The organism is Mycobacterium sp. NGS48 (genome assembly GCF_059812585.1).
On the sequence record NZ_JCALCY010000001.1, the window covers coordinates 550717 to 573636 of the forward strand.

General features: G+C 66.1%; 29 protein-coding genes and 3 tRNA genes. 18 read left to right on the forward strand and 14 right to left on the reverse strand.

Annotated features, from left to right (window positions below; translation table 11 throughout):
- Position 1 precedes the first annotated feature (1 nt).
- Complete coding sequence (locus tag AC5Y42_RS02715) at positions 2–1015, forward strand: patatin-like phospholipase family protein (protein ID WP_499895561.1); 1014 nt, start codon at positions 2–4, stop codon at positions 1013–1015.
- A gap of 2 nt (positions 1016–1017) precedes the next feature.
- On the opposite strand, the gene AC5Y42_RS02720 is transcribed toward AC5Y42_RS02715, so the two are convergent.
- The 3 genes from AC5Y42_RS02720 to AC5Y42_RS02730 all read right to left on the reverse strand — a co-directional run bounded on the left by AC5Y42_RS02720 (position 1018) and on the right by AC5Y42_RS02730 (position 3283).
- Positions 1018–1713 carry a crotonase/enoyl-CoA hydratase family protein gene (locus AC5Y42_RS02720; RefSeq protein ID WP_499895563.1) on the reverse strand — a complete coding sequence of 232 codons (696 nt, stop codon included), beginning with the start codon at positions 1711–1713 and terminating at the stop codon, positions 1018–1020.
- Between the two features lie 26 nt (positions 1714–1739).
- A complete protein-coding gene (locus tag AC5Y42_RS02725; RefSeq protein ID WP_499895565.1) occupies positions 1740–2564 on the reverse strand; it encodes a DUF8453 domain-containing protein in 825 nt (274 codons plus the stop codon).
- Between the two features lie 68 nt (positions 2565–2632).
- Entirely contained in the window at positions 2633–3283 is a 651-nt protein-coding gene (locus AC5Y42_RS02730; RefSeq protein WP_499895853.1) for an MBL fold metallo-hydrolase, read from the reverse strand.
- Between the two features lie 400 nt (positions 3284–3683).
- Here AC5Y42_RS02730 and AC5Y42_RS02735 point away from each other — a divergent pair.
- The 11 genes from AC5Y42_RS02735 to rplA all read left to right on the forward strand — a co-directional run bounded on the left by AC5Y42_RS02735 (position 3684) and on the right by rplA (position 8272).
- Positions 3684–3756, forward strand: a tRNA-Thr gene (locus AC5Y42_RS02735).
- Between the two features lie 35 nt (positions 3757–3791).
- Positions 3792–3865 (forward strand) — tRNA-Met (locus AC5Y42_RS02740).
- Between the two features lie 36 nt (positions 3866–3901).
- Positions 3902–4069 (forward strand): 50S ribosomal protein L33, encoded by a 168-nt coding sequence (gene rpmG / locus AC5Y42_RS02745; protein ID WP_003898538.1) that lies wholly within the window; start codon positions 3902–3904, stop codon positions 4067–4069.
- 10 nt (positions 4070–4079) lie between these two features.
- On the forward strand, positions 4080–4559 hold the full coding sequence (gene hadA, locus AC5Y42_RS02750; protein WP_499895567.1) for a (3R)-hydroxyacyl-ACP dehydratase subunit HadA: 480 nt from the start codon (positions 4080–4082) through the stop codon (positions 4557–4559).
- Positions 4546–4974, forward strand: coding sequence for a (3R)-hydroxyacyl-ACP dehydratase subunit HadB (gene hadB / locus AC5Y42_RS02755; protein ID WP_499895569.1), 429 nt, complete (start codon positions 4546–4548; stop codon positions 4972–4974). Before hadA ends, hadB begins: the two co-directional genes overlap by 14 nt.
- 2 nt (positions 4975–4976) lie before the next feature.
- On the forward strand, positions 4977–5477 hold the full coding sequence (gene hadC / locus AC5Y42_RS02760) for a (3R)-hydroxyacyl-ACP dehydratase subunit HadC (RefSeq protein ID WP_499888442.1): 501 nt from the start codon (positions 4977–4979) through the stop codon (positions 5475–5477).
- Between the two features lie 140 nt (positions 5478–5617).
- Positions 5618–5690, forward strand: a tRNA-Trp gene (locus AC5Y42_RS02765).
- 123 nt (positions 5691–5813) lie between these two features.
- Positions 5814–6188: a preprotein translocase subunit SecE gene (gene secE / locus AC5Y42_RS02770; RefSeq protein ID WP_499895571.1), complete on the forward strand. Its 375-nt coding sequence runs from the start codon at positions 5814–5816 to the stop codon at positions 6186–6188.
- A 39-nt stretch (positions 6189–6227) separates the two neighbouring features.
- Positions 6228–6983 carry a transcription termination/antitermination protein NusG gene (gene nusG / locus AC5Y42_RS02775; RefSeq protein ID WP_499895572.1) on the forward strand — a complete coding sequence of 252 codons (756 nt, stop codon included), beginning with the start codon at positions 6228–6230 and terminating at the stop codon, positions 6981–6983.
- Between the two features lie 87 nt (positions 6984–7070).
- Entirely contained in the window at positions 7071–7499 is a 429-nt protein-coding gene (gene rplK / locus AC5Y42_RS02780) for a 50S ribosomal protein L11 (protein WP_499895573.1), read from the forward strand.
- Positions 7500–7561: 62 nt separating this feature from the next.
- Entirely contained in the window at positions 7562–8272 is a 711-nt protein-coding gene (gene rplA / locus AC5Y42_RS02785) for a 50S ribosomal protein L1 (RefSeq protein WP_499895575.1), read from the forward strand.
- A 66-nt stretch (positions 8273–8338) separates the two neighbouring features.
- Here the strand turns inward: rplA and AC5Y42_RS02790 are convergent, their stop codons facing one another.
- From AC5Y42_RS02790 to AC5Y42_RS02830, 9 genes are all read right to left on the reverse strand, one after another.
- The gene (locus AC5Y42_RS02790; RefSeq protein ID WP_499895576.1) at positions 8339–9547 is read right to left on the reverse strand and encodes an RNA polymerase sigma factor; all 1209 of its coding nucleotides are present in this window, start codon (positions 9545–9547) and stop codon (positions 8339–8341) included.
- Positions 9548–9550: 3 nt separating this feature from the next.
- Complete coding sequence (locus AC5Y42_RS02795) at positions 9551–10249, reverse strand: YciI family protein (RefSeq protein ID WP_499895578.1); 699 nt, start codon at positions 10247–10249, stop codon at positions 9551–9553.
- A gap of 94 nt (positions 10250–10343) precedes the next feature.
- Positions 10344–11237 (reverse strand): hydroxymycolate synthase MmaA4, encoded by an 894-nt coding sequence (mmaA4, locus tag AC5Y42_RS02800; RefSeq protein ID WP_499895579.1) that lies wholly within the window; start codon positions 11235–11237, stop codon positions 10344–10346.
- Between the two features lie 96 nt (positions 11238–11333).
- Positions 11334–12197 carry a cyclopropane mycolic acid synthase MmaA2 gene (gene mmaA2 / locus AC5Y42_RS02805; protein WP_499895580.1) on the reverse strand — a complete coding sequence of 288 codons (864 nt, stop codon included), beginning with the start codon at positions 12195–12197 and terminating at the stop codon, positions 11334–11336.
- Between the two features lie 109 nt (positions 12198–12306).
- Positions 12307–13212: an alpha/beta fold hydrolase gene (locus AC5Y42_RS02810; RefSeq protein WP_499895581.1), complete on the reverse strand. Its 906-nt coding sequence runs from the start codon at positions 13210–13212 to the stop codon at positions 12307–12309.
- Positions 13212–14558, reverse strand: coding sequence for an ABC1 kinase family protein (locus AC5Y42_RS02815; RefSeq protein WP_499895583.1), 1347 nt, complete (start codon positions 14556–14558; stop codon positions 13212–13214). The genes AC5Y42_RS02810 and AC5Y42_RS02815 overlap by 1 nt, the downstream gene beginning before the upstream one ends.
- Before the next feature lie 82 nt (positions 14559–14640).
- Entirely contained in the window at positions 14641–15621 is a 981-nt protein-coding gene (locus AC5Y42_RS02820; RefSeq protein ID WP_499895584.1) for an alpha/beta fold hydrolase, read from the reverse strand.
- On the reverse strand, positions 15608–16210 hold the full coding sequence (locus tag AC5Y42_RS02825; RefSeq protein WP_499895585.1) for a DinB family protein: 603 nt from the start codon (positions 16208–16210) through the stop codon (positions 15608–15610). The genes AC5Y42_RS02820 and AC5Y42_RS02825 overlap by 14 nt, the downstream gene beginning before the upstream one ends.
- 12 nt (positions 16211–16222) lie before the next feature.
- Positions 16223–16777, reverse strand: a complete 555-nt coding sequence (locus AC5Y42_RS02830) for a nucleotidyltransferase (protein WP_499895587.1) — start codon at positions 16775–16777, stop codon at positions 16223–16225.
- 18 nt (positions 16778–16795) lie between these two features.
- On the opposite strand from AC5Y42_RS02830, the gene AC5Y42_RS02835 reads away from it, so the two are divergent.
- Together AC5Y42_RS02835 and AC5Y42_RS02840 are read left to right on the forward strand one after the other, a co-directional pair.
- Positions 16796–17572 (forward strand): endonuclease/exonuclease/phosphatase family protein, encoded by a 777-nt coding sequence (locus tag AC5Y42_RS02835; protein ID WP_499895588.1) that lies wholly within the window; start codon positions 16796–16798, stop codon positions 17570–17572.
- A gap of 7 nt (positions 17573–17579) precedes the next feature.
- The gene (locus tag AC5Y42_RS02840; protein ID WP_499895589.1) at positions 17580–18479 is read left to right on the forward strand and encodes an ROK family protein; all 900 of its coding nucleotides are present in this window, start codon (positions 17580–17582) and stop codon (positions 18477–18479) included.
- Here the strand turns inward: AC5Y42_RS02840 and AC5Y42_RS02845 are convergent.
- Complete coding sequence (locus AC5Y42_RS02845; protein WP_499895591.1) at positions 18374–18808, reverse strand: winged helix-turn-helix transcriptional regulator; 435 nt, start codon at positions 18806–18808, stop codon at positions 18374–18376. The genes AC5Y42_RS02840 and AC5Y42_RS02845 overlap by 106 nt on opposite strands.
- 81 nt (positions 18809–18889) lie before the next feature.
- On the opposite strand from AC5Y42_RS02845, the gene AC5Y42_RS02850 reads away from it, so the two are divergent.
- From AC5Y42_RS02850 to rplL, 3 genes are all read left to right on the forward strand, one after another.
- Positions 18890–19321, forward strand: coding sequence for an anthrone oxygenase family protein (locus tag AC5Y42_RS02850; RefSeq protein WP_499895592.1), 432 nt, complete (start codon positions 18890–18892; stop codon positions 19319–19321).
- Positions 19322–19586: 265 nt separating this feature from the next.
- Positions 19587–20138, forward strand: a complete 552-nt coding sequence (gene rplJ, locus AC5Y42_RS02855) for a 50S ribosomal protein L10 (RefSeq protein ID WP_499895593.1) — start codon at positions 19587–19589, stop codon at positions 20136–20138.
- 32 nt (positions 20139–20170) lie between these two features.
- Positions 20171–20566, forward strand: coding sequence for a 50S ribosomal protein L7/L12 (gene rplL / locus AC5Y42_RS02860; RefSeq protein WP_499895594.1), 396 nt, complete (start codon positions 20171–20173; stop codon positions 20564–20566).
- Between the two features lie 27 nt (positions 20567–20593).
- Here the strand turns inward: rplL and AC5Y42_RS02865 are convergent, their stop codons facing one another.
- Positions 20594–21289, reverse strand: coding sequence for a TetR/AcrR family transcriptional regulator (locus tag AC5Y42_RS02865; RefSeq protein ID WP_499895596.1), 696 nt, complete (start codon positions 21287–21289; stop codon positions 20594–20596).
- Between the two features lie 67 nt (positions 21290–21356).
- Between AC5Y42_RS02865 and AC5Y42_RS02870 the strand changes: the two genes are divergently transcribed.
- Positions 21357–22862: a carotenoid oxygenase family protein gene (locus AC5Y42_RS02870; protein ID WP_499895597.1), complete on the forward strand. Its 1506-nt coding sequence runs from the start codon at positions 21357–21359 to the stop codon at positions 22860–22862.
- Positions 22863–22920: the final 58 nt, after the last annotated feature.

Genomic DNA, 22920 nt, shown 5'->3' on the forward strand with positions numbered 1-22920 from the left:
CATGGCTGACGACGCGAAAATGGCAGATCTCATCCTCTCCGGCGGGGGTGTGAAATTCATCGGCCTGGTGGGCGCGATCGTCGCGCTGATGGACGCCGGATATTCGTTCCCCCGAGCGTCCGGCGTATCCGGCGGTTCGGTGGTCGCCGCGATCATCGCGGCCGCGTCCAAAGATGATCAGCTGACCAGCGCGGAAGTCAAAGAGCTGGGATTATCTGTGCCGCTGCGCAAATGGCGTGACGCGGCGCCGATCCCGTTTCTCGGGCCGGCGTGGGGCCTGGTGCGGGACACCGGCCTGTACCGCGGCGACTTCGCCCACGACTGGATCCGCGGCGAGCTGAAGAACCTGGGTGTCAGCACGTTTGGCGATCTTGCCATCGACGATGACAATCTGCTCGAGGAGCGGCGCTATCGGGCCGTGGTTACGGTCGCCGATCTGACGACCGGCCAGCTGGTGCGATTGCCCTGGGACTACAAGCGGGTCTACGGGCTGGATCCGGACGAACAACCAGTCGCCGACGCGGTCCGCGCCTCGATGGCAATCCCGTTCTTCTTCCGTCCGGTCGCCTTGACCAGCGCTACCGGCCTGACGTCCACGCTGGTCGACGGCGGCCTGCTGTCGACCTTCCCGATCGATTCGTTGGACCGGCCCGACGCCAAACGGCCGCGCTGGCCGACCTTCGGAATCACGGTGATTCCCAAGCTGTTCGAGGGCATCGAGAGTGCGATCCCCGCACTCAGACCGCTGCGGCGCCTGATGGGACCGCCGTCGCTGCTGGAACATCTGATCACCACCATGCTGATCGGTCACGACCAAACCCATCTGAACGAGCCGTGGGTCAGTGCCCGCGCCATCCGGGTGGTCTCAACCGAGGTGAGCGCTCTGGACTTCGGTATCTCGCGAGGCCGCCTCGAACAGCAGCACGACCGGGGCTACGCGGCCGCGCACGAGTTCCTGTCGACCTGGGACTTTCCGGCGTACCTCGAGCGCTTCCGGCGATACCAAGGGGTCTAGAGCTATAGCCCGAACTCGGCTGCCATTCCATCGATTCCACCGCGGATGCGGTCCAAAGCCTCGGCACGGGTCCGCAACTTCGTCGCGGCATGCGCTTTCTGATGCAACGTGGCGAACTCCCGGGCGGCCTCGACGGCACGCTCCCGCACCACCTCGGGCAGGACGATCTCGTCGATAAAGCCCGCCGCGACAGCGGTTTCGCCGAAGAACGTCTTGGCCAGCCCGGCGGCCTGCTGGTAGGCCGATGGCGTCAGGCGCAGCTTCATGATCTCCAACGCCGCATACGGAATCGTCATCCCGATCGCGACTTCGTTGGCCTGAATGTTGTACGCGGGGGCGGCTACTCGATGATCACCACTGGACAACAGGAACGCGCCCATCGCGATGGCGTGGCCGGTGCAAGCCATCACCACCGGCTTGGGATAGGACAACAGCCGATGCGACAACTCGAAGCCGCCTTTGAGCATGTCGATCGCGGGCTGCGCCTCGCCCGACGTCAGGACTTTCAGATCGAAGCCGCCGCTGAACACCCGGTCGTTGCCGGTGATGACCACCGCGCCGACGTCGTCGCGGTCGGCGTTGTCGAGCGCCTCCTGCAGGGCCTGCTGCATGCCAGGCCCCAGCGCGTTGACCTTGCCGTCGTCCATCGTGATGATCGCGATGGACTCGTCGTGGCGATAGCTGACTGGGCCGCTCATGGGAGTCGATTCAATCACGTCGCCCGTTAGCTCCGGTGCTTACCGGCCTCCGCTTTGGCCCGGTCCCACCGCAGATGCACGTCGGTCGGATCGTCGAGTTGGCGGGCCCGCCACCGGTCCCGGGTTTCCTCCGCGGCGCGGTTGATGCGTTCGATCTCGCTGCGGAACACGTCGGAGCGAGGTTCGGTGCTGGCGTAGTGGAAGTACGTCAACAGTCCGCGCAGCAGTTCCAGCTTCTCCTTTTCCCGGCTGGCCAGGTCGTGCGTCGTCATCAGCTCGACCCGCCGCACCGGTGGCAAAGCATCCCAGTCGAGTACCACCTTGGTCTCGAACGGACGCCGCTTGCGCTGCCAGAACTTCCAGGCCGGCCGCTCCTCGGGGCGGCCGTAGTAGGTCACCGTGCCGGCGAACCGCGGCTCGATGTCGTCGCCGAGCTTGGTCCGGTTGAGCACCGAGTCCCACACCACCCGCCATTCCTGGTTCGGCGCCAGCGTCGCCAACTCCTCGGGCAGCTTCATCTCGACGACGTCGGTATAACCGTCTGCGGTGTTCTCGTAGGCGGCGACGGTGGGCGGGCGCGGAAACGAGAAGCGGATGTTGTAGGCCGCGGTCTTGCCGAAGTTGCGGACGACGAGTTCGATCACGTGCCAGTCGGCGCCGTGCGGCTCCATCGACATGCCGATGTGGGGGCGGGTCTGCTCGATCGTCACCTCATGATTGCGCCGCACCTGCCGGTTGGCCCACAGCAGCGCGAACACACCGACCGCCAGCACCGCCCAGCTGCCCAATGCCACCCAGGTGTGGGAGCCTGCCTCGGTCACCTCATGCCAGCGGGCATGGAACCAGCCCATCGAAGACCTCCGCGTATGCCACCGTTGATCGGGGACCGAAAAATCGCTGATGCGATCTTAGAGTGCGCTCAGCCGCCCATCATCATTCGCCACTGGTCGAGATTGGCCGGGCGGTACACGTAGTTGGAACGCTTGACCTCCGAGAGCGACGCACTCGGGTCGGCCGAATACCAGTGCCCGGGAAACACCGTCGGGTCACCGGCGAGCCCGGCGAGCTGCCGCAGGCTGCGATACATCTCGTCGGAGTCGCCGCCGGGGAAGTCGGTGCGCCCGCAGCCCTCCAGAAACAGCGTGTCCCCGGCGACCAGCCGGCCGTCGAGCAGGAAGCACTGGCTGCCCGGCGTGTGGCCGGGCGTGTGCAGCAACTCGATGTCGATATCGCCCACGCTGACCACATCACCATGCTCATGCGCGGTTAGATCCGCCATGCTGATCCCGGTGACGCGCGAAACCCACTGCGCCTCATGAGTATTCACGTGTACGGGGACGCTGGTGCGCTCCAGCAACCCGGCGAGGCCCTTGAGTTCGAAACCCATCATCGAGCCGCCGACATGGTCGGGGTGGTGGTGGGTGACCAGCACCCCCGACAGCCGCATGCCGTCGGCATCGAGCGCGTCGAGCAGATCCCCGGCGGCGTAGGCCGGGTCGACGACGACCGCATCGCCGCTTTGACGATCGCCGATCAGATAGGCGAAGTTGCGCATCTGCGTTGCGAACATGTCGCCGGCGGCGAAGTCGCGCCCGGAGAGCAGTTGGCGGAAATACAGCCGGTCCGTGTCAGCCACCCGTCCAGCCTACGGCGCGGCCCGCCGCGCCTCGGCGGGCCTGCCTGAATGTTTGCCAGGATTTTCATGGCTCATGGTTTCGCCATCTGGTCGCAGGTGCCAACGCCTCCGAATCTTCGCTAGCCAACGACGAGGTCGACGAATTCGGCAACCTGAATGCGCTGCGGCTGCACCGCGCCGGCGAGTCGCTCTGACTTGACCGGGCTTGGTGGTCGGGGTCCTTTCGGGGCTTGTGCGCGCCCCGTATCGCCGCCGGGCGGGTTTGGTCGGCCTGCGGCCCAGGCTGTACCCTCTTTTAGGCCGGAGGCCGACCCGAATGGTCGCTTCGGGCAAGGCCCCCTTAGCTCAGTCGGCAGAGCGTTTCCATGGTAAGGAAAAGGTCAACGGTTCGATTCCGTTAGGGGGCTCGGCGGACGCCGAGCAGGCAGGCGGCGCGTACCGAGGCGATGTAGCTCAGTCGGTTAGAGCGAACGACTCATAATCGTTAGGTCGCCGGTTCGAGTCCGGCCATCGCTACAAAACAACAACAAGACATGAGAAAGAGAAGCGGACGTGGCCTCCAGTACCGACGTACGGCCGAAGATCACTTTGGCGTGCGAGGTGTGCAAGCACCGCAACTACATCACCAAGAAGAATCGTCGCAACGACCCCGATCGGCTCGAACTGAAGAAGTTCTGCCCCAATTGCGGCAAGCATCAGGCACACCGCGAGACGCGCTAGGTAGACAGCCGTGTCGTTGGGCAAAGATGTCGTTGGTAGGCATTATCGGTACCCCGACCATTACATGGTCGAGCGGGAGAAGATTCGCGAGTACGCCGTCGCCGTCAAGAACGACGACCCGGCCTACTTCGAGGAGAACGCCGCCGCCGAGCTGGGCTACGACGGGCTGCTGTCACCGCTGACATTTATGTCGGTGTTCGGCTATAAGGCCCAAACGGCGTTTTTCGCTGACGCCAACATTTCGATCAACGATGAGCAGATCGTCCAGGTCGACCAGGTACTGAAGTATCTGAAGCCGATCCAAGCGGGCGACAAGCTCTATTGCGACGTCTACGTGGACTCGGTGCGGCAGGCGCACGGTACCGACATCATCGTCACGAAAAACATCGTGACCAACGAAGCGGGCGAGGTAGTACAGGAGACCTACACGACCTTGGCGGGTCGTGCCGGTGAAGAGGGAGAAGAGGGTTTCAGCGATGGCGCGGCGTGAGTTCAGCTCGGTGACGGTGGGTGACCAGCTACCGGAGAAGGTTTACCCCCTGACCCGGCAGGATCTGGTGAACTATGCGGGTGTCTCGGGCGACTTGAACCCGATCCACTGGGACGACGAGACTGCCAAGATGGTCGGTCTGGACACCGCGATTGCGCACGGCATGCTGACCATGGGCCTCGGCGGCGGCTATGTCACCTCCTGGGTCGGCGACCCGGGAGCGGTGACCGAGTACAACGTGCGGTTCACCGCGGTGGTGCCGGTGCCCAACGACGGCAAAGGCGCCGAGATCGTATTCACCGGCCGGGTCAAGTCCGTTGACGAGGACAGCAAGTCGGTGACGGTCGCGATTACTGCTACGACCGGCGGCAAGAAGATTTTCGGCCGGGCCGTCGCGTCGGCGACGTTGGCGTAAGCATGGCAATCAAAACCGACATCCGCGGGATGGTCTGGCGCTATCCCGACACATACGAAGTAAGCAGAGAAAAGATCCGGGAGTTCACCAAGGCGATCAAGGCCGACGACCCGGCCTGCCTGGACGAGAAAGCCGCCGCTGAACTCGGGTATGACGCCCTCGTCGCCCCCCTGACGTTCGTCACGATCTTCGCGCAGCTGGTCCAGGCCGATTTCATGCGGAGCGTCGATACCGGCTACGAGACGATGAACATGCTGCACGTCGACCAGAAGTTCATCTTCCACAAGCCAATCCTGGCCGGCGACGTGCTGCACGCTGAGATGGAGGTTCAGTCGGTCAACGAGCGGTTCGGCGCCGACATCGTCGTCACCAGGAACATCTGCACCAACGCCGTCGGCGAGGTCGTGCTGGAGGCCTACACCACGATGATGGGTAACGAGGGCAACGACTCGGTCCAGCTCAAGTGGGACATGGAGTCCGGCCAGATCGTCCGAACCGCTTGATTAGTACCTGAGACCGGCGTCGATGTACACTCGGACCTCGGGGTTTTCCCATCACAAGCGCGCTTTCCGGTAGTCGACCAAGCGGAGGGCGCGCGTTCATGTGAAGCCCCGTGCGCGCAGGTTGGCCTGCCAACCGGCATAGGGGCGTAGCTCAACTGGCAGAGCAGCGGTCTCCAAAACCGCAGGTTGCAGGTTCAAGTCCTGTCGCCCCTGCTGATTGAATACGTGCGGCGACGATACGGACCGGAACGGTCCGGGGAGGAGCCGGACCATCGGATTCAGCGATGGTGGACACTGGAAGGTGACCACCCGAAGAGGCAAACAGAGGAGCATGCGGTGAGCGACGAGCGCGACGGTGCCGACGCAGCCGACGGCCGCACGGCGGTAGCGACCCGACCGCAGCGCCCCAGCGGTAAGCGGTCCCGCCAGCGGGCGGGCGACGTCGAGTCGTCAGCGGTCGAGCTCGGCGCCGAAGTCAAGAAGAAGAAGAAGGCCACGAAGGCCAAGAAATCGCAAGCCCCCAACCCCTTCGCGTACGTCTACAACTACCTGAAGCAGGTTGTCGCCGAACTGCGCAAGGTGATCTGGCCCAACCGCAAGCAGATGATCACCTACACCTCGGTGGTGCTGGCCTTCCTGGTGTTCATGGTGGCGCTGATCGGCCTGGCCGATCTGGGTCTGGCCAAGCTCGTGCTGCTGGTGTTCGGCTGACGGACGCACAGCGGGTTATAGAGAGGAACTGAGAGAACCGTGACTACCTCCGACGGCGACCAGTCCGTGGGTGAGACGGTCGACATCGAAGAGGCCGTGCAGGAGGCCACCGCCGAGTCCGGTCCGGACGCGGCGCCCGACGCCGTCGCCCCCGAAGAGCCGGCCGAAGAGGTCGACCCGGCCGTCGCACTGAAGTCCGAGCTGCGCACCAAACCCGGCGACTGGTATGTCATCCACTCCTACGCCGGCTACGAGAACAAGGTCAAAGCCAACCTCGAGACCCGCGTGCAGAACCTCGACGTCGGCGACTACATCTTCCAGGTGGAAGTGCCCACCGAAGAGGTCACCGAAATCAAGAACGGCCAGCGCAAGCAGGTCAACCGCAAGGTGCTGCCGGGCTACATCCTGGTGCGCATGGACTTGACCGACGACTCGTGGTCCGCGGTGCGCAACACCCCGGGCGTCACCGGGTTCGTCGGCGCGACGTCACGTCCGTCCGCGCTTTCGCTGGACGACGTGGTGAAGTTCTTGCTGCCGCAGGGGCCGGCGAAGAAGCCGGCCAAGGGTGCGGCCGCCACCGCCGCCGCGGCCAGCGAGGGCGGGCTGGAACGACCGGTGATCGAGGTCGACTACGAGGTCGGCGAATCGGTCACGGTGATGGACGGGCCATTCGCCACGCTGCCCGCCTCCATCAGCGAGGTCAACGCCGAACAACAGAAGCTCAAGGTGCTGGTGTCCATCTTCGGTCGCGAAACACCTGTGGAACTCGGCTTCGGCCAGGTTTCGAAGATCTAGCGCCTAGCGCGCCCGGCGACGATGCGGGCCGTGCAACGGCCCGAGGAGAAGCCGGGCAATTGAACTGGAAAGGAAGACCAACACCTCATGGCCCCGAAGAAGAAGGTCGCCGGGCTGATCAAGCTGCAGATCGAAGCCGGCCAGGCCAACCCCGCGCCGCCGGTCGGCCCCGCGCTCGGCCAGCACGGCGTCAACATCATGGAGTTCTGCAAGGCGTATAACGCCGCGACGGAAAACCAGCGCGGCAATGTCATTCCGGTGGAGATCACTGTTTATGAGGACCGCAGCTTCACGTTCGCTTTGAAGACGCCGCCCGCCGCCAAGCTGCTGCTCAAGGCCGCCGGCGTGGGCAAGGGTTCGGCCGAGCCGCACACCAACAAGGTCGCCAAGGTGACCTGGGACCAGGTCCGCGAGATCGCCGAAACCAAGAAGGCCGACCTCAACGCCAACGACATCGAGGCCGGCGCCAAGATCATCGCCGGCACTGCCCGATCGATGGGCATCACGGTCGAATAATTCGGCCGGTGGGAGGGCCAGCTCCGGCCCGCTTTTCAACCACAACAAGGAATGGATAACCAATGAGCAAGAACAGCAAGGCATATCGCGCCGCCGCCGAGAAGGTAGACCGTTCGCGGCTGCACACACCGCTGGAGGCGGCCAAGCTCGCCAAGGAAACGTCGTCGACCAAGCAGGACGCGACCGTCGAGGTGGCCATCCGGCTCGGCGTCGACCCGCGCAAGGCCGACCAGATGGTCCGCGGCACCGTCAACCTGCCACACGGCACCGGCAAGACCGCTCGGGTCGCGGTGTTCGCGGTCGGCGACAAGGCCGATGAGGCGACCGCCGCAGGCGCCGACGTGGTCGGCAGCGACGACCTGATCGAGAAGATCCAGGGCGGGTTCCTGGATTTCGACGCCGCGATCGCCACGCCAGACCAGATGGCCAAGGTCGGTCGGATCGCGCGGATCCTCGGGCCGCGTGGTCTGATGCCCAACCCCAAAACCGGCACCGTCACTCCCGACATCACCAAAGCCGTGAACGACATCAAGGGCGGCAAGATCAACTTCCGGGTGGACAAGCAGGCCAACCTGCACTTCGTGATCGGCAAGGCCTCGTTCGACGAGAAGAACCTGGCGGAGAACTACGGCGCGGCGCTCGACGAGGTGCTGCGGCACAAGCCGTCGTCATCGAAGGGCCGTTACCTGAAGAAGATCACGGTCTCGACGACCACCGGCCCCGGCATCCCGGTCGACCCGTCGATCACCCGTAACTTCGCCGCCGAGTCCTGAAAGCGCGAGCAGACGCAGAATCGCACGAAAACCGCTCGGGTAATGCGATTCTCTGTCTGCTCGCGGTCAGAGGCATTCGGCGATCCGCCGGCGCAAAAACGCCCGTGCCGGCTCGGAGCCGGTGAGCTCCAGCGCTTGACGGTAATACCGCAGCGCCTCGGCGGGCCGCCCGTCGCGGCGAAGCAGGTCGGCGCGGATCGGGGCCACCACGCGGGTCAGTCGCGGATCGTCCTGGACAGCATCCAGCGCGGCTAAGCCGGCGGCGTAGCCGTCCCGAAAGCCCACGGCTAGCGCGCGATTGGCCCGCGCTACCGGCGAATCGGCGATGGCGAGCAACCGGTCATAGGCCGCGCAGATCGTCGCCCAATCGGTGTCCTGCCAACGGGGCGCCGTCGCGTGCACGGCGGCGATCACCGCCTGCGGCAAATACGGCCCGCTCGATCCCTGCCCCAGCCGCAGCCGATCCAGGCCGCGGGCGATACGACCGCGGTCCCACCGGCGACGGTCCTGTTCGTCCAGCGGCACCAGCGCCCCGGCGGTGTCCACCCGAGTCGACCGCCGCGAATCATGCAGCAGCACAAGGGCTGCCAACGCGTGCGCTTCCCGCTCATCGGGCATCAGGCTGCACAGCTCGCCGGCGAGCCGGACACCCTCGTCGCACAGCTCGTCACGGATCGCCGACGGTCCTGCTGTCGACCAGTAACCTTCGGTGAACACCGAGTAGACGCAGCCCAGCACGTGCGGGGTGCGTTCGGGCAGCAGCTCGGCGGGCGGCACCCGCAGCGGGATGTTGGCGTTCCGGATCTTGTTCTTGGCTCGGGTGATTCGCTGACCGACTGCGGCCTCGGTCTGCAGCAGCGCGCGGCCGATCTCCGCCACGGTCAGCCCGGAGACCAGCCGCAGTGTCAGCGCCAACTGCGAGGTTCGGTCGAGGGCGGGATGGGCGCAGGTGAACATCATCCGTAACTCGTCGTCGTGCACCGGGTGGACATCCACCCGGTCGGTGCGCGCCCTGATCTCCTCCACCACCGCTGCCAATTCTTTTCCGGGGCGCGAGGATTCGCGCCGCAGCCGATCGCGGGCGCGGTTGCGCGCCACCGTCAGCACCCATGCACCGGGGTTATCTGGCACGCCGTCGCGTCCCCACACCCGTAGCGCCTCGGCGAACGCTTCCTGGACGGCGTCTTCGGCCACGGTCAGGTCACCCGACCAGCGGGCCAGCGCGGCCACGGCCGGACCCCATTCCTGCCGGAAGACGCCGTCCAGGTCGGCCACGCGCTACAGGTGGGAGAGGCCGGCCAACTGACGCAATTGCACGGCCGATGCGGGGATCATCTCGGCCAGTTTGACGGCCTCGTCACGGTCTGCGGCCGACAGCAGGTAGAACCCGGTGGCGATCTCCGCGCCCTCGACATACGGGCCGTCCGTCAGTAGCACCTGCCCGTCGCGCACCCGCACCGTCGTCGCCGTCGCAGGCTCATGCAGCGCGGCGCCGCCGACAATGTGATCCCCCGCAGTCGCGGCGAATTCGCCGTGTCGCGCCGCCTCCTGCTGCCACTCCGGTGTGCCCGGCACCGACACAGACGCCGCCGGTTCCAGCAGTAGCGCCAGCCACTGGGCGTCAGTGCGCGACCACTCGGGGTCGAACGCGTGATAGAGGGGCCGGACCTCTATTGCCCCCACCTTGGCGACCGGAATGGCGCGAGCCAATGTCAATGCCTCGTCGAGGTTCTCCGCTTCGAAAACGTAGTAGCCGCAGGCTACTTCGGCGGATTCGGCGAACGGGCCGTCGGTAACGACCGGGGCGTCCGGGCCGCCGGTGATCCGCACCGCGGTCGCGGCCGGCGTCAGCGCATCGCCACCGCGAAGTGCCGTGGCGGCGCCGGCTTGGAAGCTTTCGAATTCCGCCATCAACGCGGCACGCTCGTCGGGCGTGCGGTCCCGCTCCTGGCTGGTCAACAGAGCCAAGTACTGCATCGTGATCACCTCCGGTAGTGAGCGAAACCCCGTGTTTCACTCTCTACCTATTCGACGAACGAGGCGACGCGAATCCGACAAGTCGCGATCGCCGCTATGCAGCCGCCGGCTTGAGGTAGGTGACCAGACTGACGTCCAAAGTCTCGTCGGCGAAGTAAGCCTCGCAGCCGCGCAGGTACTTCATGTACCGCTGGTAGACCTCTTCGGACTGGATCTCGACGGCCTTGTCGTGGTTGGCCTCCAGTGCATCCCCCCAGATCCGCAACGTCTTGATGTAAGACGGTCGCAGCGAAAGCGGTTCGGGCACAACGAAGCCGGCCTTCTCGCCGTGTTCCACCATCATGTCGGTGGTCGGCAGCCGGCCGCCCGGGAAGATCTCGGTGAGGATGAACTTGATGAACCGCGCGGTCTCGAACGTCAGCTTCTTGCCGCGGGCGTTGAGGTCGTAGGGGTGATAACTGACGCTGCTCTGCACGGTCATTCGCCCGTCGTCGGGCATGATATTGAAACAGTTCTTGAAGAACCGGTCGTAATTCTCGTGGCCGAAGTGCTCGAACGCCTCGATGGACACGATCCGGTCGACGGAATCGCTGAAGTCCTCCCAACCGCGCAGCACCACCTGGCGTGAGCGATTGGTGTCGATGTTGTCCAGCTCCTGCTGAGCGCGGGCACGCTGGTTCTTGGAGAGCGTCAGGCCGATGACGTTGACGTCGTACTTTTCCACGGCGCGCTTCATCGTGGTGCCCCACCCACAGCCGATGTCCAGCAGCGTCATGCCCGGCTTGAGATCCAGCTGGTCGAGGTTCAGGTCGACTTTCGCGATCTGGGCTTCTTCGAGCGTCATGTCGTCACGCTCGAAGTAGGCGCTGCTGTAGGTCCGAGTCGGGTCCTGGAACAAGCCGAAGAAGTCGTCGGACAGGTCGTAATGCGCCTGGATGTCTTCGGGACGGGTCCGGATGTCTGTCGGAGCGGCTGGCTTGTCAGGCATTGATGCTTGTCGCCTTTCTGGTGAACGATTCCGCACAAGGCATCGACTGGTGAGAGCACCATACCTGTCCTTCACCAGTGCGGGGCGCCGACTGGCCTACTTCTCCAGCGTGAACTGATTGACGTCGATGTAGCCGGTGCGGAATCCCTTCGCGCAGCCGGTCAAGTAGTGCATGTAGCGGTCGTAGACCTCTTCGGACTGGATCTCGATGGCCTTGTCCCTGTTGCCCTCCAGCGCCGCGGCCCAATGGTCGAGCGTCTTGGCGTAATGCGGCTGCAGCGACTGCCGACGGGTGAGCGTGAAGCCACCCTTCGACGAACGGTCCTCGACCATCTCGATCGACGGCAGCCGACCGCCCGGGAAGATCTCGGTCATGATGAATTTCAGAAAGCGGGCCAGCTCGAAGGTCAGCGGGATCCCGCGCTCGACCATCTGCGGCCCGGTCAGGCCGGTGATCGTGTGCAGCAGCATCACTCCGTCGTCGGGCAGCGCGCCGTAGGCCATCTTGAAGAAGTCGTCGTAGCGGTCATGGCCGAAGTGCTCGAACGCACCGATCGACACGATCCGGTCGACCGGCTCCTCCCACTGCTCCCAGCCCTCCAACAGAATCCGCTTGGTCCGCGGGCTGTCCATCTCGTCGAGCGTCTTCTGCACGTGGGCGGCCTGGTTTTTCGACAACGTCAAGCCGACGACGTTCACGTCGTATTTCTCTATCGCGCGCCGCATGGTCGCGCCCCAGCCGCAACCGACGTCGAGCAGCGTCATTCCCGGCTGCAGACCCAGCTTGCCCAGCGCCAAGTCGATCTTGGCGATCTGGGCCTCTTCGAGCGTCATGTCGTCACGCTCGAAGTAGGCGCAGCTGTAGGTCTGGGTCGGGTCGAGAAAGAGCCGGAAAAAGTCGTCAGACAGATCGTAATGAGCTTGTACATCCTCAAAATGAGGCTTCAGCTTTTGCGCCATAGTTGCGCCTTCCCAGAAATTATGATGTCGGCGCTGCGACGAGCCGCGCGACCACCCCCTACCCGGAGCCAATGCTAGTGGATCGGCGCCCGCGCACCGAATCGACAGATCAGCCTTCGGCGAATGTGGCCGTCAGCTCGCCGATCACCCGATCCCACAGCTGCTCGGGCAACTCGTGGCCCATGCCGTCGAACGTCACCCAGCGCGCGCCGCGGATTGCCCGCGCCACCGCGCGCCCACCGGAGGGCCGCATCAGCTTGTCGGCCCGACCGTGCAGCACCACGGTTGGCGCGGTGATCTGCCGGTCATAGCCGACCAAGCTGCCGCTGGCCAGCACTGCGCTGAAATGACGGGGAATGCCCCACGGGTAAAAGCTGCGCTCGTAGCTTTCGATGGCCTCTTCGCGGATCCGCTGCTCGGGTGCCGGGTAGGCGGGGCTGCCGATGATTCGGGTGACCCGCACCGCGTTGTCGATGATGACGTCGCGCGGCGATCCCGGTGGCGGTCCGTTGAGCAGTGCCAGCAGCTGCCGCGGTCCGGGCGGCGGCAGGAATCGGCGGTTGTTGCTGGAAAAGATCACCGCCAGCGACCGCGTCCGCTCAGCAAATCGCGCCGCCACGATCTGGGCGATCATGCCGCCCATCGAGGCGCCGACGACATGCGCCTGCCGGATCCCCAGATGGTCGAGCACCGCCGCCGCGTCGTCGGCCATCTGTTCCAGCGCGTAGGCCGATCTGCCGGGTAGCCCCAGCCAGAACCAAAGCATCCGCAAAACCAGCGGCCCACCGGAACTTTGCCCGCGTTCGGTCTTGCTGGACAGGCCGACGTCGCGATTGTCGTAGCGGATGACCCGCAGACCTTCGGCAACCAACTTTTCGCAGAACGCGGTGCGCCAGAGCAGCAGCTGCGCGCCGAGGCCCATGATCAGCAGCACCGGCGGGTCGTTGGGGTCGCCCATGTCCTCGTAGTAAAGGTCGACATCACCCGATCGGGCAGTCCCGGTGCGGACCTGCACTACACCTCCACGTCGCTTTGGTGCTCGCGGCTGACCTCCACCATGAAATTGGCGAAGTAGCCGGTGAGCTGCGGATCGGACATCATCTGCCAGCGCGGCGCCAGCAACTTCATATACCGCTCCACGTAGAGGAACTGCTTGCCGATCAGCACCAGCTCGCGGGGCAGCTTGACGTCATAGGCATCGGCCAGCGTGGAGAGTTGCCGGCCGATGTCCGCGTAGGACATGTCGCCCAGCGACTGCATTGTCAGCGGGGTGGCGAACTTCTCCAGGTCCTTGGCCGCCTGAGCCTCGGGCTTCATGGTGCCGACCGCGCCCATCAACACCACGATCTTGCCTGCGGCGGCGTGGTCCTTTTTGACCAGCAGCGCATAGACCAGCTCGCGCAGCAGCCAGCGGGTGCGCGGGTCGATGCGGCCCATGATTCCGAAGTCGAAGAACACGATGCGGCCCTGGTCATCGACGTAGAGGTTGCCGGCGTGCAGGTCGCCGTGGAACAGGCCGTGCCGCAATCCGCCCTCGAAGAGGCTGAACAGCAGCGCCTTGACCAGTTCGGTGCCGTCGAAGCCGGCTTTACGGATCTCGGCGGCGTTGTCGATGCGGATGCCGTGCACCCGTTCCATCGTCAACACCCGATCGCTGGTGTAGTCCCAGTACACCTGCGGCACCCGGATGTTGCGGCCCAGCGGCGAGGCGTGCAGGTGAGAGACCCACGCCTCCATCGACTGGGCCTCGAGGCGGAAGTTGAGCTCCTCGGCCAGGTTGTCGCTGAAATCGGCGACGACGTCCTGCGCGGAGAGCCGGCGGCCCAGCTTGGCCAGTTCGACGGCCTGGGCGAAGCGCTTGAGGATCTGCAGGTCGGCGGCGACGCGGCGACGGATCCCCGGCCGCTGGATCTTAACGACGACCTCCTCGCCGCTTTTCAGCGTCGCGTAATGCACCTGGGCGATGGAGGCCGACGCGAACGGCTTCTCGTCGAAGCTGGCGAACAGCTCGGATGGTTCGGCGCCGAGCTCGTCGACGACGAGTTTGTGCACGTCGCCCTGGTCGGCGGGCGGCACCTTGTCGAGCAGACCCCGAAATTCCCGGGAAAGCTGTTCGCCGAAGGCGCCCGGACTCGACGCGATGATCTGCCCGAACTTGACGTAGGTGGGACCCAGATCGGCGAAGGTCTTGGGTAGCTGCTTGATCACCTTCTGTTGCCAGGGGCCGCGGCCGGGCAGCTTGGTGACGATGCGGGCAGCGGTACGGGTGAGCTGCCAACCGGTCACGCTGATGCGGGCCGCTTCGACCGGCAACGGCACCCGGTCAAGCTTCGCTAGCTCGCGATGATTGTCGGAACTCATCCGTGCAGTCTGCCAAATCACGCAGGTCGTTACCGAATCGCGCAGGTCACCCTGTTGCCGCGAGCGAGCGCAAACCCGGGAATTATGTCGGCGTGTCGGCCGGGGACTCGCACGCTCGCGGCGAAAGGGCGCGCGGCGAAAGGGCGCGCGCCTGCGCGAAGTTTTCCGTCAGCGTCTCGACGATCGGGCGCCACACCGGTTCGGGCAGATCGTGGCCCATGCCGTCGACCACGACAAACCGCGCACCGGGGACGGCCGCGGCAACCGCCTGCCCATTGCGCGGCCGCAGCATCGGATCCACCGACCCGTGCAGCACCACCGTCGGCGCGGTGATCGCCTTGCTGTAGGCCAGCAGACTGCCGGTGCCCAGCACCGCGTCGACATGGCGCCGCATGCCGGCCGGATAGCTGCCCCGCTCGGCCAGCTGCTGGACCCGCTTGCGCAGGTCTGCATTCGACGGCAGGAAGTTCGGACCGTTGAGCGCCGCGATGTTGCGCACCTCGAATGCCAGCCGCTGCTCGTCGGATGCGTTCTTACCCGGGGCGTCGAAGGCCAGCTTGATCACCCCCCAGGCCGGCGGCGCCGAGAAGAACCGCTTGCCGGTGGTCGACATGATGATGCCCAGCGACGCCACCCGGTCCGGCTCGGTGGCGGCCAGAATCTGGGCGATCATGCCGCCCATCGACGCGCCGACGACGTGGGTGCGGCTGATTCCGAGGTGGTCGAGCAGCGCGACGGCGTCCTCGGACATGTCGCGCAGCGTGTAGGGCACCGTGCTGGTCTTGCCGATCAGGTAGCGCCAAGCACGCCGGTAGGCCGCGCCGTCGGCCCGACGCCCGTCCATCTTGGCCGACAGGCCGGTATCGCGGTTGTCGAACCGCACGACGCGGTAGCCGGCGTCGAGCAACTGCGCGCAAAAACCGTCGGGCCACATCGGCAGCTGCGCACCCAGACCCATGATCAGCAGCACCGGCGGATCGGCCGAATCGCCGAGGTCCTCGTAGTAGAGCTCGACGACCCCGTCCGGGGTTTCGCGGCGCGCGACGCCGCTACGGGTCAGCACGCTTGCGCCACGGTGTCACCCACGGACGTGGTTCCCACTTCTCCAGGCCGGCGATCAGCTCGTACATGGTGGCGCCGTCGATGCTTTCCCGGATGATGTCGGCGTGCCCGGCGTGCCGGGCCAGCTCGTTGATCACGTGCAGGATCACCCAGCGCACCGACCAGGCCTCGAGATCGTTGGGGAACCACGGAATATCCTCCGGAACCGGCACGGGGGCGTCGAGGTCGGCGGTGTCGACGAGCCGCAGTGATTCCGCGTTCTGCGCCTGGAAACCGACCAGCAGCCCGGCCAGTGTCTCGTCGGGCCGCATCACGTGCTGATCGCCGAACTCCTTGGCGATCTCCTCGAACGGCCGAGGGTCTTTGGGCGGGGCGGCCGGCGCGGCCGCGACCCGTGCCATCCAGGTCCGCTGCAGACCGGTGGCGTGCTTGACCAGCCCGCCGATCGACAGCGCGCTCACCGACGGGGTGGCGCGGGCCTGCTCGTCGGTGAGTCCGTAGGACACCGCGAAGTAGGCGCTTTGGTGATAGGCCAGATACTCGCGCAGCGCGCTGCGCTCGTCAGCGACCGGTGCGGCCAGGGCGGGCATGGGTAGTCCCTATCACGTCGTGATGCCCAGGCGATCCGCGAGGACCAGAAATGCGGCCGCGAAGTCGTTGCCGACGGTGTCTGCGCGCAACCGGTCCCAGTCCAGCTGCTCGCGAACGGCGCGCACGGCCGGCAGCAGCGACGCGAAATCGCAATGGTGTTCGGTCAATGCGCGCAACTTCTGGGTCATGACCTGCGTCGGTGACAACACCGGCATCCGCACCGCCAACACGTCGCGGCGGGCGGCCGACTCGAGCAGGCCCGCGTCGACCGGGACGCCGTTGATCCGGTGCAGCACATCGACCACCGCGCCGTCGACGCTGGCTTTGAACAGCCAGTCCTCGGGCGTGCGGTCGATAGTGAACCCCGCGTTGGCCAGTGTCTGCGCGGCGGCGTCGGCGTCGGACTCGGCGACGGCGAAGTCGACGTCGTGCACGGGTTCCGGTGCGCCGTACACCCAGAGCGCGTAGCTGCCGGCGAGCGCGAACCGCGGTCCGTGCGCCTTGAGCGCCGACGCCGCGCGGCGCAGTGCCTCGCGCAACTGTTCATTGGATGCGAACGCGGTCATGGTGGGTAGGTACTACCCATGCGGATGGCCACCTTCAACATCCTCCACGGTCGCAGCGTCCACGACGGCGAAGTCGACGTGGGCCGCCTCGCCGACTGCGTGCGACGACTCGACCCCGACATCCTGGCCTTGCAGGAAGTCGATTGCGACCAGCCCCGCTCGGCGATGGCCGATCTGACCGCGGTGGCCGCGGAGGCCATGGGGGCGGTCAGTCATCGGTTCGTCGCGGCGATCTCCGGCACGCCCGGCGCGACGTGGATGGCCGCCACCGGCGACGAGCAGCCGGGTACCGCGGCCTACGGCATTGCGCTGCTGTCCCGGTTTCCGGCGCTGAGCTGGCAGGTGCTGCGGCTGCCGCGGATCCCGGTGAAGTTTCCGATGTATCTGCCGGCGCCGCGGCGGGTCCAGGTGGTCGACGAAGAACCGCGGGCCGCGGTGATCGCCCGGCTCGACACCGACCTGGGCGAGCTGACCGTGGCCAATACCCACTTGTCGTTCGTGCCGGGCTGGAACCGGCTGCAGTTGCGGCGACTGATCCGCGATCTACGCGGTTTCGAGGGTCCGCGGGTGCTGATGGGTGACCTGAACATGAGCCCGGCCACGCCGCAGCGTCGCACCCGATTGCGTCCGCTCGCGTCGGTGCTGACGTTTCCCGTCGATGCCCCCGATCGCCAGCTCGACCACATCCTGACCGACGACAGCCAACTGGTTGCCGAGGCGTGCTCGACGCCCGCATTGCCGATTTCGGATCACCGGCCGCTTGTCGTCGACGTCTCGCGCCGCAACCGGCAATGATCGCGTCATGCTCACACTGTCCCTCGACATCGGTGGTACGAAGATCGCTGCCGGGCTGGTCGACCCCGATGGCGCGCTGATCCACGCCGACAGCCGACCTACGAATAACCAACGCGCCGAAGACGTTTGGGCTCTTGTCGAAACGCTGATCCGCGAGGCGGTCGACGTCGCCGGCGGCACCGTCGGGGCGGTCGGCATCGGGTCGGCCGGTCCGATCGACCTGGCCGACGGCACGGTGAGCCCGGTCAACATCGGCGGCTGGCGTGATTTTCCGCTGCGCGACCGGGTCGCCGCCGCAGTGCCGGGCGTCCCGGTGCGCCTGGCCGGCGACGGGCTGTGCATGGCACTCGGCGAGCACTGGCGAGGCGCCGGGCGGGGCGCACGCTTCCTGCTCGGCATCGTGGTCTCCACCGGTGTGGGTGGGGGCCTGATACTCGGCGGCGTCCCGTATCAGGGCCGCAGCGGCAACGCCGGGCACGTCGGGCATGTGGTCGTCGACATCGGCGGCATGCCCTGCTCGTGCGGGGGCCGCGGCTGCGCAGAGACCGTCGCGGCCGGTCCGTCCATGACGCGCTGGGCCCAGGCCAATGGCTGGACCGGAAGCGACGCGATGGCGCTGGCCGAGGCGGCCGCCGCCGGTGAATCGGTGGCGCTGCGGGCGTTCGGCCGCGCCGGGGGCGCGTTGGCCGCGATGGTCGCCTCGGTGGCGGCGGTGTGCGACCTCGACCTCGTCGTGATCGGTGGGGGAGTCGCGCAGGCCGGCGAGGTGCTGTTCGCCCCGTTGGGCGCGGCGCTGGCTGACTACGCCGGCTTGGGCTTCCTCGCTGGGCTGCGTGTGGTTCCCGCGGCGCTCGGTGGCGAGGCCGGGCTGGTCGGGGCGGCCCGCCTCGTCACAGCTGTCACTTGAGTCACGCGCGTCTGCATGTGGTTTCGTCCCCAATCGCACAGCTGTTGCAGCACCGGAGCCAGCGTCATCCCGTACTCGGAAATCGAGTAGTGCACGCGCGGCGGCACCGTGCGCGCGTCGTGGCGGTCGATGATGCCGTCGTCGACGAGCTCGTGCAGATGGCGGATGAGCATCCGCTCGGTGATGCCCGGAATGCTGCGTCGCAGTTCGGCCGTGCGCATCGGTCCGTCGCACAGCCGCCACAGGATGGTGCCCTTCCAGCGCCCGTCGATCACCGACAAAGCGGCATCGATCGGGCAGTCGCTTTCAACTTTTTTCGACACCGCCATCGCAGCTCCTAGCCTCGCCGATATGCTGACTAATTTGTCAGTACCTTGATTATTGGCAGCGTAGCGATCAGGATCGATTCTGTGAAGCAGCCAATCGAGATACTTTCGGTGTTGATCACCGGTCCCCTGGTCGGCGTCGAGTTCGCGGTGGCCGCGTTTGCGAACCGGATCTTCGCCGACCTGCCCGACGACGCATTCCGCGCGGCCCGCAGTGACGGCAGCCGGCGACTGGGGAAGGTGATGCCGTTCTGGTACATCGCGTCGTTTGCGTTGTTGGCCGTGGCGACGGTCGTCGCGCGCAGTTGGCTTATCGGTGTCGGCGCAGCACTGATGGCCGCCGTTGTGCTGCTGTCGGTGACGGTGCTGGTACCGATCAATAACCGGATCGGCGCCGGGGAGGCGGCCGGCCGGTTCGACCGTGACCTGGCGGTCCGCTGGGACCGGCTGCACTGGCTGCGGGTGACGATTTTGGGTGCGCTCTTCGTCGTGCTGACCATCGGCTGTTTTGGCTGATAGCAGATTGCCACGCTATTGTGGTGGCCGATCCACCCAAGACCGTTGGTCACCGAGCAATCGGTTGAAGGTCCGGGAACTCCCGGCGGCCCACGCAGGAGGACGAGGCAACCGTGCGTCGGCGCGCGCCGACGCCATGTTCACGCCCCGACCGCATCCTGCGGCGGGGCGTTCGTGATTTCCGGGTCGCGACGATCGCAAGCGCGGCGAAGCCGGGCGCAGCAAGTCGTCGCGCGACAGGTAAGACCACCCCAAGGAGGCATGCATGGCCCGGGCTGACAAGGCCGCCGCCGTCACGGATATCGCTGAGCGTTTCAAGGCATCTACGGCCACCGTGATCACCGAGTATCGCGGTTTGACAGTGGCCCACCTGGCCGAGCTGCGGCGATCGCTGGGCGACTCCGCCAGTTACCGGGTGGCCAAGAACACGCTGGTCAAGCAGGCCGCGTCGGAGGCCGGTGTCGAAGGACTCGACGAGCTGTTTGTCGGGCCGACGGCGATCGCGTTCGTCACCGGCGAGGCCGTCGACGCCGCCAAAGCCATCAAGACCTTCGCCAAAGTCCACAAGGCGCTGGTCATCAAGGGCGGCTACATGGACGGTCACCCGCTGACCGTCGCCGAAGTCGAGCGGATTGCCGACCTCGAGTCCCGCGAGGTATTGCTGGCCAAACTGGCCGGCGCGATGAAGGCGAACATGGCCAAGGCCGCCGGGCTGTTCAACGCGCCGGCATCGCAGATGGCCCGGCTCGCTGCCGCCCTGCAGGAAAAGAAAGCCGCCGAGGCTCCCGCCGCCGAAACCACCGAAACCACCGAATAAGCCCCGTACCCACACCAAGGAAGGACACCACTATGGCCAAGCTCTCCACCGACGAACTGCTCGACGCGTTCAAAGACCTGACGCTGCTGGAGCTCTCGGAGTTCGTGAAGAAGTTCGAGGAGACCTTCGAGGTCACCGCCGCTGCTCCGGTCGCCGTCGCGGCCGCGGGCGGCGGCGCAGCCCCGGCTGCCGGCGCCGAAGCCGCCGAGGAGCAGTCGGAGTTCGACGTCATCCTCGAGGCCGCCGGCGACAAGAAGATCGGCGTCATCAAGGTTGTGCGCGAGATCGTCTCGGGTCTGGGCCTCAAGGAGGCCAAGGACCTGGTCGACGGCGCGCCCAAGCCGCTGCTGGAGAAGGTCGCCAAGGAAGCCGCCGACGAGGCCAAGACCAAGCTCGAGGCTGCCGGCGCCACCGTCACCGTCAAGTAATTCGATTCGCAAAAGCCCCCGGAGCGCCTACGCTCCGGGGGCTTCGCGCACTGCCGAGAGCTGCGACTGCTCGACCCGTTCGGGTAAATCACCCAGCGCGACGAGAAGATTCTTCGTCATCGTGGCCAGCACCGGCCCGACGGCCGCGCCGTCGCTGCCGTAGTAGCCGGCCAGTTCAAGCATCACGAACCCGTGGATGGCCGCCCAGAACTGGGCGGCCACCGACACCACGGCGGCGTCGTCGTCGGCCGACCCGGCTGCAGCCTCCGTGATCCGGCCCGCCTGCATCGACCGGTGTACCGGTCCCACCACCCGCGCGAAGCTGGGATAGCGGTCGCTGATTTCGGCCACCGATAAGGCGACCACATTGTGTGCCGGCGCGTTGATCCCGTGCGCGCTGGTGCTTCCGAACATCAGCCGATACATATGCGGGTGTTGGATCGCGTAGCGCCGGTAGGCGATGCCGGTCGCCATCAAGTCAGCGACCGGATCGTCGGTGGACGGCACCGCCAGCGCATCGGCGAACTGCCGCAGACCCTCCTCGGCCACCGCGGCGATCAACGCCTGCATCCCGCCGAAATGGGTGTACACCGCCATGGTCGAGGTGCCGGCCCCGCCGGCGACCTTGCGCGTCTGCAACGCGTCGGGCCCGTGCTCGTCGAGCAGGCTCACCGCCGCATGTACCAACCCGGCCCGCGCCGTCGGCTCGGTCTGAGAAGTCATCATTGCCATCTTGGCACAGCAGGCGTACTGTCTATAACATCGAAATAACATTGTTATAGGAGTTGAGATGACCACGACCGCCAGCACCCCGACTCGCAACCCGTATCTCGAGGGCTTTCTTGCGCCGGTGGCCAGCGAGGTCACCGCCACCGACCTGCCGGTGACTGGTCATATCCCCCAGCACCTTGACGGGCGCTATCTGCGCAACGGGCCCAACCCGGTCGCCGAGGTCGACCCGGCTATCTATCACTGGTTCAGCGGCGACGCCATGGTCCACGGGGTTGCGCTGCGCGATGGACAGGCCTGCTGGTATCGCAACCGCTGGGTCCGCAACTCGCCGGTGTGCGCGGCTTTGGGCGAGCCCGCACCCACCGGGCTCAACCCGCGCGCCGGCATGCTGTCGGTCGGGCCCAACACCAACGTGTTGAGCCATGCCGGACAAACCCTGGCGCTGGTCGAGGGCGGCGGCGCCAATTACCGACTCACCGACGACCTCGACACCGTGGGAACCTGCGACTTCGACGGCACCCTTTCCGGCGGCTACACCGCCCACCCGCACCGCGACCCGCAGACTGGCGAATTGCACGCGGTGTCCTACTCCTTTACCCGCGGACACCGCGTGCAGTACTCGGTGATCGACACCCAGGGGCGAGCCCGCCGGACCGTCGACATCGCAGTGACCGGATCGCCGATGATGCACGACTTCTCGCTGACCGAGAAATATGTGGTGCTCTACGACCTGCCGGTGACCTTCGATCCGGTGCAGGTGCTGCCGAGGACAGTCCCGCGCTGGCTGAGTGTGCCGGCCCGGCTGGTGGCGCAATCGGTGCTCGGACGCGTCCGGGTGCCCAGCCCGATCGCCGCGATGATCGACCGTAATCCCCAGCCCATCCACCAGATGCCCTACAAGTGGAATGACCGCTACCCTGCGCGCATCGGCGTCATGCCCCGCGACGGCGACAACAGTGACGTCCGGTGGTTCGACATCGAACCCTGCTACGTCTATCACCCGCTCAACGCCTACTCGGAAAATCGCCGCGGTGATGAGGTGCTGGTGCTCGACGTGGTGCGCTACGAGCGGATGTTCGACCGCGACCTGCGCGGCCCCGGCGACAGCCGGCCCACTCTGGACCGCTGGACCATCAACTTGACGACCGGCTCGGTGACCACCGAATGCCGTGACGACCGACCGCAGGAATTTCCCCGCATCAACGAGAGCCTGTTGGGCGGCAAGCACCGATTCGGCTACACCGTCGGCGTCGACGGCGGCTACCTGGACGACGGCAACACCGACATGTCCAGCGCGCTGTACAAGCACGACTACAAGACCGGGTCGGCCACCGTGGCCGCGCTCGACCCCGACCTGCTGCTCGGCGAGATGTCGTTCGTGCCCAATCCGGTGGCCGCTGCCGCCGAGGACGACGGCATCCTGCTCGGGTACGGCTACCACCGCGGCCGCGATGAAGGCCAACTGCTCTTGGTCGATGCGCAAACCCTCGAGTCGGTGGCAACGGTTCATCTGCCGCAACGGGTGCCGATGGGTTTTCACGGCAACTGGGCCCCACGGTATTAGACGTACGTGTCATTGCTGGCAGGCCGCCGTGGCCGCGGACGATAGTCGTGCCGCTCGT